The following is a 12153-nucleotide window of genomic DNA, read 5'->3' as shown; positions in this document are numbered from 1 at the left end:
ATACATGTTGACAAAGAAACCACATTGCCATATACTGAAAAATGTTTGATTGTCAAACAATTTTGAAATATGGAGGAAACGTGCATGATAAGCACATATACATCAAAGTTGAAACAACTGCAGATCGGGGATCTGATTGCAAAAATTCCGATTATCCAGGGTGGCATGGGGGTAGGAATCAGCAGAAGTCATCTGGCGGGAGCTGTGGCAAAGGAGGGCGGTGTCGGTATCATTTCTACTGCGCAGATCGGCTACGATGAAGAAGGCTTCGAGAATGATCAGGCAGGCTGTAACTTAAAAGCCATCAAAAAACATATCCGGAAAGCAAAGGAGCTTGCCTGTGGAAACGGACTTGTGGGTGTCAATATTATGGTTGCATTAAAGAATTACAAAGAGCATGTCCAGACAGCAGTTGCGGCAGGGGCAGATGTGATTATCAGCGGAGCCGGGCTTCCCATGAATCTGCCGGAGTTTGTCAGCAGAACCTGCCGGACAAAGATAGCTCCGATTGTATCCTCGAAGCGTGCAACCCAGCTGATATTGAAGATGTGGGCGCACCGCTATGACCGCACGGCGGACTTTATTGTAGTGGAGGGACCGAAAGCCGGCGGGCATCTGGGGTTTTCCAATGAACAGCTGGCACATATGGATGCCATTAATTTTGACGGAGAGATCCGGCAGATTATCGACTGCAAAAAGGAATACGAACAGCGGTATCAGAAAAATATTCCGGTCATTGTGGCCGGCGGGATATTTGATCAGAAAGATATTTCGCATGCGCTGGATCTCGGCGCGGATGGTGTGCAGATTGCCAGCCGCTTTGTCGCAACCGAAGAATGTGATGCATCGGAGGCATACAAGGAGGCGTATATTCACGCCAGTGAGGAAAATATCGAGATTATCCAAAGCCCGGTCGGTATGCCGGGACGTGCACTGCGTAATAAGTTTATCGACCGTGTAAAGCGCGCAAAGCTGCCAGTCAGTAAATGTTACAACTGTCTGGAAAAATGCAGTCCGCAGAAAGTTCCTTACTGTATTACGAAAGCATTGATCGATGCCGTGCGCGGGGATGTGGAAAACGGTCTGGTATTCTGTGGGGCGAATACGGGGCGGATTCATGAGATCACTACGGTACATCATCTGATGCAGGAGCTGGCTGGAGATCTACAATAAAAAATGGTTTGTGTGATTTTCCCTTGGAATCAAAGAATTCCTGTAGTAAAATAAGAAGTAAAGCAGTAATGCAGATACGGGAAAACAGGAAAGAAGGAGAACACGCAGCATGACGGTGGCCGCACACGGTGGGGATATTTATCAAAATCAGATCACATATGATTTTTCTGTAAATACCAATCCGCTGCCGCTGCCGGAGATATTGCAGAAACGGATGGCGGAAGCGGCTGTTCACAGCAACCGTTATCCACAGTATGACAATGTGCTGTTGCGGGAACGGCTTGCAGCACTTTATGGTTTTTCAACAGAAGAAGTAGTGTGTGGCAACGGAGCATCCGAATTATTTGTTGCGATTGTGCATGCACTGCGCCCGAAGCGGGTGGGCATTTTGGCTCCTTCTTTTTCGGGATATGCCTGGGCGGCTCAGACAGTGGGAGCCGAGATATGCAGTATTCCGTTGCGGGAAGAAAATAATTTTGCCATGGATATGGCACAGATGGAGTCATTGTGCAGGCAGCTGGATGGAATCGGTTTATTATTTTTGGCGAACCCCGCGAATCCGGTGGGGAACAAAATGGAAGCGTCTCTTTTGGAGACGCTTCTTGACGTGTGTGAAAAGAAACAGATTACTGTGGTGCTGGACGAATGTTTCATTGCATTCACGGGGACGGAAGGATATGTTTCCTGGATCCGGAAATATCCGCATCTGATTGTCGTGCGGGCATATACAAAGATCTATGCGATTCCGGGAATCCGGCTGGGGTATCTGCTGGCGCAGAAAGATATCTGTGAAAAAATTGCGCATCAGCTGCCGGAGTGGAATGTATCTGTGGTTGCGCAGCGGATCGGCATGGACATTCTGAATGATTCGCTTCCTGGTTGGAGTCGTAGAAAGTATCTGAAGAATACGATTGGGCTGATTCAGGAAGAAAAGCACTTTTTAAAACACGAGTTAACAAAAATATTTGGAAATCAAATGAAAATTTTTCCTTCGGAAGCTAATTTTTTGTTGCTGAAAACACAAATTCCACTGTACAGATTATTGCTGGAAAGAGGAATTCTGATCCGAAACTGCGCAAACTATACAGGACTGGGACAGGACTTTTACAGAATTGCCGTAAAAGGTCATCCGGAAAATGTACAACTGATTGAGGCATTGCTGGATATAAAGAAGAAAGGAGAAGAAAAACGTTATGGAAAACATTGAATATGTTCTTCCGGGAGAGATTGAAAAAAGAAGTTTTGCCATCATAGGGGAAGAACTAAAGGAGCGTGGTATCGTGCTTCCACCGGAACAGGAGCCGGTGACAAAGCGCGTGATCCATACAAGTGCGGATTTTGATTATGCAAAGACGATGACGTATTCTCCCCATGCCGTGCAGATTGCCAAAGAACTGATTGCAGGTGGCGCTGACATTGTCACGGATACCAATATGGCGCTTGCAGGCATCAACAAAAAACGGTTAGGGGAATTTGGAGGAACGGTGCATTGTTTTATGGCAGATGAGGATGTGGCGCGGGAGGCAAAGGCGCGGCAGGTGACACGTGCGACGGTCAGCATGGAACATGCAGCAAATATTGACAAACCTGTAATTTTTGCCGTGGGAAATGCGCCGACGGCATTGATTTCGCTCTATGAACTGATGCAGAAAAGTGATTGGCGTCCTGCATTTATTATTGGAGTTCCGGTGGGATTTGTAAATGTAGAGGCGGCAAAAGAACTGATTTTAAAAACAGATGTGCCACATATTGTCAACCGCGGTAGAAAAGGCGGCAGCAATGTAGCGGCAGCAATCGTAAACGCACTGTTATATCAGATCCGGCCGGTATAAAGGAAAGAAGGAGGCGTATCTGGTGTGAGGTACGGATTTACAACCGGCAGCTGTGCTGCCGCTGCTGCAAAGGCTGCGGCATATATGCTTCTGACGGGAAAAATAAAAAACTGTATAACGATTGAGACCCCAAAAGGAATTCCATACACCGCGGAAGTGACGGATATCGTGCGCGGGGAATCTCAGGTTTCCTGCGCTGTGGTCAAGGATGGCGGCGATGATCCGGATGTGACCAGCGGAAGTAAAATCTGTGCCACGGTCACCGCGGACAACCGTGGGGATGGAGAAAAAGAACTTCTGCAGATTGACGGAGGAAAGGGTGTGGGCCGTGTGACGAGACCCGGACTGGATCAGCCCGTAGGCAATGCCGCAATCAATCATGTGCCGCGGGAAATGATCACCCGGGAAGTGCAGGAAGTGTGCCGGCTCTGTGATTTTCACGGAACGCTGCATATTCTGATTTCCGTGCCGGATGGGGAAGCACTTGCAGAGCGTACGTTTAATCCAAGACTGGGGATTGTCGGGGGAATCTCAATACTGGGAACGACAGGAATTGTGGAACCGATGAGCAGTCAGGCACTTAAGGAGACCATTCGTGTGGAACTCCGCCAGCAGCGTGCAGAGGGGAGGAATATTGCGGCGGTTTCACCGGGAAATTATGGACTGGATTTCATGCAGCAGACCTATGGATATGATCTTGACCGCAGTGTGAAATGCAGTAATTTTATCGGTGAGACGATCGATATGGCGGCGGAACTGGGATTTTGTGCAATGCTTCTGACCGGACATATTGGAAAACTGATTAAGGTGGCGGGAGGCATTATGAACACCCATTCCCATGAGGGAGATTGTCGGATGGAACTTTTAGCGGCAGCCGGCATCCGTGAAAATGTATCTTTAGAATGTTTAAAGAAGATTTTAGATTGCGTCACAACCGAGGAAGCACTTGCGTTTATTGATGCCGAAGGTAAAAAAGAAGATGTTATGGAAGATATCATGAAAAAAATTGATTTCTATCTGAAAAAACGTGCGGCCGGTCGGTTACAGATTGCTTGTATTGTCTATTCCAATACCTACGGGCTGCTTGGGATGACTGCAAAAGCAGAAGAATTACTCAGGAGGTTGCTATGATTTATTTTGTCGGAGCAGGAAGCGGAGCACCGGATCTGATTACTGTGCGGGGAATGCGTCTGCTGCAGAAAGCAGATGTCATCATCTATGCCGGTTCGCTGGTCAATCCACAGCTTCTCGATTATGCAAAAGAGGGCTGTGAGATTCATAACAGCGCCAAAATGACACTTGAAGAGGTTATTTCGGTGATGGAACAGGCAGAAAAAAATAATTTAATCACGATTCGACTTCATACGGGAGAACCCAGTATATACGGAGCGGTGCGGGAACAGATGGATATTCTCGATCAGAAGGGGATTGCGTATGAGAGTTGTCCGGGTGTGAGTGCCTGTTTTGGAGCAGCGGCATCGCTGAATCTGGAATATACCCTTCCGGATGTGTCACAGTCACTGATCATCACCCGGATGGCCGGAAGGACGGCGGTACCGGAAAAGGAGAGTATTGAGAGTTTTGCCGCACACCATGCTTCCATGGCAATTTATCTGAGTACCGGAATGCTGGAGGAATTATCACGGCGCCTTGTAAATGGTGGATATGAGCCGGATACACCTGCGGCACTGGTGTACAAGGCAACCTGGTCGGACGAGGAAGCATATATCTGTACTGTGCAGGAGCTGGCGGCGGTGGCAAAGAAACATAATATTACAAAAACCGCTCTGGTGCTGGTCGGAGATGTAATATCAAATCAGCATTATACGCGCTCCAGACTCTACGCGCCGGATTTTACAACCGAATTCCGCAAGGCGAAAACCCAAAACACTGTAGAAAATGAGGGAGTAATGTGTAACATCCATGCGGGAAAGGAGTTACCGGAATGATCCTGTATATGACCTGGTTTTCGGAACGTGGAAGAGAGCTTGTGGCACGAATCACAGAACTTTCACTTTCTGTTTCGTATGGATTTTGGCAGAGCCGTTACGGTGGTCACCCTGCGGTTTCAAAGATACAGATAAGAGAAAGAGGAAACCGGTCACTTCCGGATTTTCTGGAGGAGGCTTTTGCACAACAGTTTCCCGTGATTTTCATTGGAGCTCTCGGGATTGCCGTACGGGCCATCGCACCTTTGATCCGCCACAAAACCGTGGACAGTCCGGTACTGGTGCTGGATGAGGCCGGACAGTTTGTGATTCCGGTGTTGTCCGGACATCTGGGTGGTGCCAATGAACTGGCGCAGCAGATCGCAGAATCATTGCATTCCGCTGCGGTTGTGACGACGGCAACAGACGTGAATGGGCTTTTTGCCGTTGATGTGTTTGCAAGAAAAAATGGCCTGCGGGTGTGTAACCCCGAAGCGATCCGGCATGTGTCTGGAAAACTGTTACAGGGCGAAATCATTGTGATGGCGGTAGACCCGGCATGCATGTCCCCGGAGGAGATGGCAGAATTACAGCCGCCAAAGGAAGTAAAGCTGATTTCGTGGAACGAAGCACAGGCGGAACATGCTGTGGATGTGTGGATTACAAAAAAAGAGCCACAGGAAGACCGTAAAACGCTTGTTTTAGCTCCGAAAACAGCCGTACTTGGCATGGGATGCAGAAAAAATAAAAGTTATAACGAGATAAAACAAATGATAAAAACAATGGTGGATAGCAGAGAAATAGACCTGGATGATATTTATGCCCTGGCATCGGTTGATGTGAAGGAAAAAGAACCCGGTCTGCAGGAACTGGCACAGCATTTGCGGGTACCGTTTGTCGTTTTTTCTGCCGGAGAACTGAAAAAAGTGCCGGGTGATTTCACCGCATCCGCGTTTGTGGCTCAGACAGTGGGAGTGGATAATGTGTGTGAGCGTGCTGCGGTCGCTGCAGCAGACGGAGGTAGTTTGCTGATACATAAGCAGGCTATGGATGGCGTGACAATTGCCGTGGCAAAACGGGAGAAAATCGTATTGCAGTTTGTGTGAAACAGGCGTTTGCGTGAAATGAAAGGAAGGAGAAAGAAATGAAACACCGGATTTATGTGGTCGGTATGGGACCGGGACAGGAAAATATGATGACGCAGGAAGCCATGCAGGTGTTAGAAGCCAGTGATGTGATCATCGGTTATACCGTATATCTGAAATTGCTTGGGGAACGGTTCGGGTGCAAAGAATTATTGTCTACACCGATGCGGCAGGAGCGGGAACGCTGCCAGATGTGTTTCGAGAAGGCAAGAGAAGGCAAAAAAGTGGCATTGATCTGCAGCGGAGATGCCGGAATTTACGGGATGGCATCCCTGATGCTGGAAATCGGAAAATTATATGATGATTGTATCATTGAAGTAATTCCCGGAATAACAGCAGCAAGCAGCGGTGCGGCAGTGCTTGGGGCTCCTCTCAACCATGATTTTTGCGTGATCAGCCTGAGTGATCTTCTCACCCCGTGGGAGAGGATTAAAAAGCGGCTGATTGCAGCGGCAGAGGGAGATTTTGCAATGGCAATTTATAATCCGTCGAGCCATAAACGGGCAGACTATCTGGAGCGTGCCTGCAGAATTCTGATGGAACACGGGGTGGAACCGGAGCGTGCCTGTGGGTATGTGGAAAATATCGGACGCGATGATACGAAAGCCGTAACACTTCCCATGGAGGAACTGGTGCATACACCGGTGAACATGTTTACCACGGTATTTATCGGGAATTCCCAGACAAAAATTATTGATGGAAAGCTTGTGACACCGAGAGGATACCATATATAGCAGCAGAAAACGGGGAAGAGGAATAAGATGGCAGAGAAAGTGTTAATTTATGCGGGAACAACGGAAGGTCGTCTTCTCGCACAGGAACTTTCACGGGCACATATTGCCTGTGATGTGCATGTAGCAACCGAATACGGTCAGATGGTCATGCCGGAACTTGCCGGGGTGAAGGTCTGTGTAGGAAGACTGGACGTAGAGGAAATGCGCGCCCTGCTGAAAAAAAACGGACAGAACAACTATGCGGCAGTCGTGGATGCTACGCATCCGTTTGCCACAGAAGTGTCTGCCAACATCCGGGAGAGTACAAAAGGAAGTGGAATTCCATATCTGCGGCTCCAGCGGCGAATGGACGATGGAATCTGTAGCATACCGGAAAACGAAGGCATGAAAGAGCGCGCTGGAACCGTGCATGTGTTTGCCGATTATGAAAGCTGTGTCCAGGCACTTACGGACACATCCGGAAACATTCTTCTGACAACCGGAAGCAAAGAGCTGGCGGTATTTGCACCCCTGAAGGAGCGTTTGTTTGTGCGTGTGCTTCCCGGATTGGAGAGTATCGGTCTCTGTGAAAAGGCGGGTATCCGCGGAAAGCAGATTCTTGCGATGCAGGGCCCGTTTTCGGAGGAAATGAATCTGGCAATGATCCATCAGTTTTCGATCCGCTATCTGGTTACAAAAGCCAGCGGTGCGCACAGCGGATTTCAGGAAAAACTTGCGGCAGCGCAGAAAGCAGGTATTACGGCATGCGTGATCGGGAAACAGGAACAGGAACAGGGAATGTCTTATGCACAGGTAACCGAAACACTTTCCCGTCTGCTTGGACATACGATTTCCGGTTGTCCGGAGGTGGAAATTTCCCTGATTGGCATCGGTATGAGTGCAGCGACACTGACACAGGAAGCAAAAAGAGCGCTGGAAGAGTCTGATGTGGTTTTTGGGGCAGAACGGATGCTCGAAGTGGTGGAAAACAGTAAGGAAACCTATCCTTTTTATCTCGCAAAAGATATTTTACCGGTTTTAAGACAAAAGGAATCCCAAATGGATGGCCAGAAACTGAAAGTCTCCATATTATTTTCCGGAGATACTGGATTTTACAGTGGAACAGAAAAAATAAAAACAGAATTAAATAAAAATAATTACAAAAAAATTCGTATTTTTCCAGGAATTTCATCCGTTTCCTACCTCTCTGCGGCAACAGGAATTGCCTGGCAGGATGCAAAAATTTTAAGTATTCATGGGAAAAAGGATACCGCGGAGACCAGAGAGCTCGTTCTCGATGCAATCCGGCATTTTCCCAAGACGTTTCTGCTGGTTTCCGGGGTGGAGGATGTCCGACGGATCGGATGCTGGATAGAAGAAGAAAAATTGACGCAAACCCGCATGATTGCTGGGTTTCAGCTTTCTTACGACGCAGAAAAAATCCGCGAATTATCGTGCAAAGAGGCAAAAAATACAAAAGAAGAGGGCCTGTATACCCTGTTATTATGCAATGAAAATGTGCAAAAAAGACGTCTTGTTCCAGGAATGTCCGATGAATCATTTTTGCGTGTCGTGGAAGGGGAAAAAACAGTTCCGATGACCAAGGAAGAAGTGCGCGCGCTTTCCTTATGTAAACTTGGCCTGACGGAAGATGCTGTGGTATACGATGTGGGGAGCGGTACCGGATCAATTGCAGTGGAGTGCGCAAAATGCAGTCCGGGGATTCGTGTGTACGCCATTGAGCAAAAAGCCACAGCACAGCAGCTTCTGCGCCGGAATCTGGAAAAATTTCATCTGGCAAATGTGATTCCGGTGGATGGGAAAGCACCGGAAATATTGGAATCCCTGGAACCTCCGACACATGTATTTATTGGGGGAAGCAGTGGACGCCTTGCGGATATTCTGCATGTCATCTGGGAGAAGAATCCACGGACACGTGTGGTTGTCAATGCCATAAGTCTTGAAACTGTGGCTCAGATTACAGAACTTGCTGCCGGGCAGATGCAGACAGAAATCATACAGGTGCAGGTCAGCAGGGCAAAAACCGTGGGAACCTATCATCTGATGCAGGCTGAGAACCCCGTATATATCTGTGTGCTGACGATGGCATAATGAGGAGAGAACTATGTTACACAGTGGAATGGTACTGGCAGCGCCGCAAAGTGGCAGTGGAAAAACGACAATCACCTGTGCGTTGCTGGCAGCAATGAAAAACAGAAAATTTGCAGTTCGTGCGTTCAAAAGCGGACCAGACTATATTGATCCCATGTTTCACCGTCAGGTGATTGGTGTACCGTCGCGCAATCTGGATACGTTTTTTTCAGGGGCAGATCAGATCCGGGAACTGTATGGATATGACCGGGAGAGCTTCTCTTATTCGGTGATCGAGGGAGCCATGGGATTATACGATGGCCTAGGAGGCACACAAAAAGAGGGCTCCGCCTATCATCTGGCACAGACCCTGGATCTGCCGGTTGTGCTTGTGCTGGATGCCCGTGGGATGGGGCGCACGATGGTGGCACTTCTGGCAGGGATATTACAGTATGACAGGGATCACCGGATCATTGGTGTGATATTAAACCGCACATCGGAAGGGTTCTGCCGGACAATGACGCCGGTGATTGAGAAAGAACTGGGCCTTCCGGTGCTGGGATGTTTTCCGGTACAGAAAAATCTGCATCTGGAGAGCCGGCATCTGGGTTTGAAAATGCCACAGGAAATGGAAGGTCTGCGCAAGCAGGTCAATCAGGCTGCGGAAAAACTTGAAGAGACCGCAGATCTGGATCGGATGCTGCAGCTGTTGCAAAGCTGGGCACTTTTACATGCGTTTCGGGACGGAAAAACGAAACTGCCTAAATTACAGGAACCGGGAAAAGACAAAGGGGTTTTACAGAAAAAGGAAAAACAGCAGGAGGAATGTCCGGTTATTGCAGTTGCAAAAGATGAGGCATTTTGTTTTTATTATGAGGATAACCTGCGGCTTCTGGAAGCGTATGGTGGAAAACTCGTCTGGTTTTCGCCGCTTGGACAGGAAAAAATTCCAGAGGAAGCGGATGCGCTTCTTCTGGGAGGAGGCTATCCGGAGCTGTGTGCCCGGCAGCTTTCAGAAAATGTCTCCATGCGCAATTCCATCCGGGAGGCAATTGAAAATGGTATGCCGTCCGTGGCAGAGTGCGGCGGGTTTATGTATTTGCATGAATCCATGACAGATGAAGAAGGAGAAAACTGGCCGATGGCAGGGGTCATAACGGGCAGCTGTCATAACCGGGGAAAACTTGTACGTTTTGGCTATGTAAATGTGATGGAACAGACGTCCCATTTCCTGGCGGGAAAACCTGTCCGTGCACATGAATTTCATTACTATGACAGTGATAACAATGGAGAAAGCTGCGTGGCGGTCAAACCGGTAAGCGGAACATCCTGGACATGTATCCACGAGGACGACAGAAACTGGTGGGGTTATCCACATTTGTATTATCCGTCCAATCCGGCATTTGTGGAACACTTTGTACAGGCAGCACGCTTATATCACAGAGAGAGGAATGCAAAATAACATGAAAAAAGCAATTTTAATTGTGAGTTTTGGAACAACCTATCCGGATACCCGGCAGAAAAATATTGCAGCCATCACGCGGCAGGTCCGGGCATTGTATCCGGATGCCGTGGTAGAGGAAGCTGTCTCGAGTACGATTGTGCGTAACGCAATGAAAAAGCGCGAGCATATAGAAGCAAAGAGTCCGGCGGAAGCTCTTGAAAGTATGAAAAAACAGGGAGTGACGCATGTAGCTGTATTTCCTACCCATGTGATTGACGGAATTGAAAATCACAGACTCAAGGAAGCGGCGAAAAAATATGCCGGTGCTTTCGAACAGATTGCAGTTGCCGATGCGCTTTTGGCAAAACCGCAGGATTATGAGGATGTGGCAAAAGCACTGTGGGAGTCGCTGAAGGAAGAGGTGGGAGATTTCCCATTGATTTTGATGGGGCATGGAACCGAACATGCGGCAGATGCCAGTTATGCGATGATGGAACAGTCGCTGCGTGCTTATGCAAAGCATGAAATCTATATCGCAACAGTGGAGGGAAGTATTACCATTGAAGACGTGATTGCACGGATGAAGTCCGGGCTGCAGAGCAGACAGAACGGGAAAGTGCTTCTTACACCGTTTATGCTGGTGGCGGGAGACCATGCAAATAATGATATGGCAGGCGGCATGCAGGACGGGGAGCAGCCGGATGCGGATTCCTTTGCCGGAAAATTGCAGACGGCCGGATACCAGCCGGAATGTGTGATTCGGGGAATTGGGGAGTATCCGGCTGTCCGGGATGTGTATCTGACTCATTTGCGACAGGTAACGAAAAAATTATTTTGTGATTTAACAACAGAAAATCGTCCGGGTATCCTTTATGGAATCGGTGTGGGACCGGGAGATCCGAAACTTATGACCATACAGGCATTGGAAACGATTCGCAGCTGTGATCTCATTGTGCTTCCGGCAGTGTCAAAAGAGGAATGTTATGCGTATCGGATCGTGGAGCAGGTTTGTCCGGAAATTGCAGATATGCCGCTTCTTTGCATGCCATTTCCGATGATCAAAGATGCACAGAAACTGGAACTGGCACACAAACGGATTTATGATGCCATGGAAGATTATCTCCGGCAGGGACTGCGGGTAGGAATGCTCACAATTGGAGATCCTGGAGTATATTCTACCTATATGTATATGCACAGATGTGCAGCAGATGCCGGCTGGGAGGCGCGGATCGTAAGTGGTGTGCCGTCGTTTTGTGCAGTAGCGGCAAGACTGGGAATTTCCCTGGGAGAAAAAAACGAGGAGATTCATATTATCCCGGCGGCATATGACGTGCGTGAGTCACTCGGTTTTCACGGTACACGCATTTATATGAAATCCGGGAAAAAACTCGAAGAGTTATTACGGGTGCTCCGGGAATCGATGCAGGATAAAGAGAGCAGAGTGCACCAGGACATTTATGGAATATCCAATTGCGGCATGGAGAATGAACAGGTGTATTGTGGCCTGGATGAACTGGAACAGGCAAAAGGATATCTGACAACTGTGATTGTGAAGGAACATGTGGTACAATAGAAAGCGTTCGATTTTAGAAAAATCTTTTAATGTCTGGAAAAAAGGAGTGTCATATGTGGAAGATCAAGCACATTTTTGACGGAGAGTATGGGTGTGAGGAACTGGCAGAAGGGCAGCGGCCGAAGGTGTCAGTGACTCTGATTAATGAAAAAGAAGAAGAAACCTGTTTTTCTGTGGAGGACAGCTGGCTGACTGAGCACGGATTAAATGAGGGAGATCTCTGGCCAAAAGAAGATGAGTTCCTATAAAAACAG

11 protein-coding genes are annotated in these 12153 nt (G+C 48.2%); all 11 read left to right on the top strand.

The window, feature by feature from the left end; translation table 11 throughout:
• Positions 1-84: 84 nt before the first annotated feature.
• Complete coding sequence (locus tag M72_RS11770; protein ID WP_055068360.1) at positions 85-1173, top strand: NAD(P)H-dependent flavin oxidoreductase; 1089 nt, start codon at positions 85-87, stop codon at positions 1171-1173.
• 109 nt (positions 1174-1282) lie between these two features.
• Positions 1283-2380 carry a pyridoxal phosphate-dependent aminotransferase gene (locus M72_RS11765; RefSeq protein WP_055068359.1) on the top strand — a complete coding sequence of 366 codons (1098 nt, stop codon included), beginning with the start codon at positions 1283-1285 and terminating at the stop codon, positions 2378-2380.
• Entirely contained in the window at positions 2367-3005 is a 639-nt protein-coding gene (locus tag M72_RS11760; RefSeq protein ID WP_055068358.1) for a precorrin-8X methylmutase, read from the top strand. Before M72_RS11765 ends, M72_RS11760 begins: the two co-directional genes overlap by 14 nt.
• A gap of 24 nt (positions 3006-3029) precedes the next feature.
• Positions 3030-4136, top strand: a complete 1107-nt coding sequence (cbiD, locus tag M72_RS11755; protein WP_055068357.1) for a cobalt-precorrin-5B (C(1))-methyltransferase CbiD — start codon at positions 3030-3032, stop codon at positions 4134-4136.
• Positions 4133-4954 carry a precorrin-4 C(11)-methyltransferase gene (gene cobM, locus M72_RS11750; RefSeq protein ID WP_055068356.1) on the top strand — a complete coding sequence of 274 codons (822 nt, stop codon included), beginning with the start codon at positions 4133-4135 and terminating at the stop codon, positions 4952-4954. Before cbiD ends, cobM begins: the two co-directional genes overlap by 4 nt.
• Complete coding sequence (locus tag M72_RS11745; protein WP_055068355.1) at positions 4951-6039, top strand: cobalt-precorrin 5A hydrolase; 1089 nt, start codon at positions 4951-4953, stop codon at positions 6037-6039. Before cobM ends, M72_RS11745 begins: the two co-directional genes overlap by 4 nt.
• A 38-nt stretch (positions 6040-6077) precedes the next feature.
• Positions 6078-6812, top strand: a complete 735-nt coding sequence (gene cobJ / locus M72_RS11740) for a precorrin-3B C(17)-methyltransferase (RefSeq protein ID WP_022046860.1) — start codon at positions 6078-6080, stop codon at positions 6810-6812.
• A gap of 27 nt (positions 6813-6839) precedes the next feature.
• Positions 6840-8903 (top strand): bifunctional cobalt-precorrin-7 (C(5))-methyltransferase/cobalt-precorrin-6B (C(15))-methyltransferase, encoded by a 2064-nt coding sequence (locus tag M72_RS11735; RefSeq protein ID WP_055068354.1) that lies wholly within the window; start codon positions 6840-6842, stop codon positions 8901-8903.
• 13 nt (positions 8904-8916) lie between these two features.
• A complete protein-coding gene (locus tag M72_RS11730) occupies positions 8917-10344 on the top strand; it encodes a cobyrinate a,c-diamide synthase (protein ID WP_055068353.1) in 1428 nt (475 codons plus the stop codon).
• Between the two features lies 1 nt (position 10345).
• Positions 10346-11899, top strand: coding sequence for a precorrin-2 C(20)-methyltransferase (cobI, locus tag M72_RS11725; protein ID WP_055068352.1), 1554 nt, complete (start codon positions 10346-10348; stop codon positions 11897-11899).
• A 53-nt stretch (positions 11900-11952) separates the two neighbouring features.
• Entirely contained in the window at positions 11953-12147 is a 195-nt protein-coding gene (locus M72_RS11720) for a hypothetical protein (RefSeq protein WP_055068351.1), read from the top strand.
• Positions 12148-12153: the final 6 nt, after the last annotated feature.

Source organism: Roseburia faecis, assembly GCF_001406815.1.
Taxonomy (GTDB): Bacteria; Bacillota; Clostridia; order Lachnospirales; family Lachnospiraceae; genus Roseburia; species Roseburia faecis.
This window is presented reverse-complemented; position numbering and strand designations above follow the sequence as displayed.

What these genes read in the sequence shown, in the direction of transcription:
- M72_RS11770 (WP_055068360.1), top strand. Translation starts at nt 85, where the DNA reads ATGATAAGCACATATACATCAAAGTTGAAACAACTGCAGATCGGGGAT.
- M72_RS11765 (WP_055068359.1), top strand. Translation starts at nt 1,283, where the DNA reads ATGACGGTGGCCGCACACGGTGGGGATATTTATCAAAATCAGATCACA.
- M72_RS11760 (WP_055068358.1), top strand. Translation starts at nt 2,367, where the DNA reads ATGGAAAACATTGAATATGTTCTTCCGGGAGAGATTGAAAAAAGAAGT.
- cobM (WP_055068356.1), top strand. Translation starts at nt 4,133, where the DNA reads ATGATTTATTTTGTCGGAGCAGGAAGCGGAGCACCGGATCTGATTACT.
- M72_RS11745 (WP_055068355.1), top strand. Translation starts at nt 4,951, where the DNA reads ATGATCCTGTATATGACCTGGTTTTCGGAACGTGGAAGAGAGCTTGTG.
- cobJ (WP_022046860.1), top strand. Translation starts at nt 6,078, where the DNA reads ATGAAACACCGGATTTATGTGGTCGGTATGGGACCGGGACAGGAAAAT.
- M72_RS11735 (WP_055068354.1), top strand. Translation starts at nt 6,840, where the DNA reads ATGGCAGAGAAAGTGTTAATTTATGCGGGAACAACGGAAGGTCGTCTT.
- M72_RS11730 (WP_055068353.1), top strand. Translation starts at nt 8,917, where the DNA reads ATGTTACACAGTGGAATGGTACTGGCAGCGCCGCAAAGTGGCAGTGGA.
- cobI (WP_055068352.1), top strand. Translation starts at nt 10,346, where the DNA reads ATGAAAAAAGCAATTTTAATTGTGAGTTTTGGAACAACCTATCCGGAT.
- M72_RS11720 (WP_055068351.1), top strand. Translation starts at nt 11,953, where the DNA reads ATGTGGAAGATCAAGCACATTTTTGACGGAGAGTATGGGTGTGAGGAA.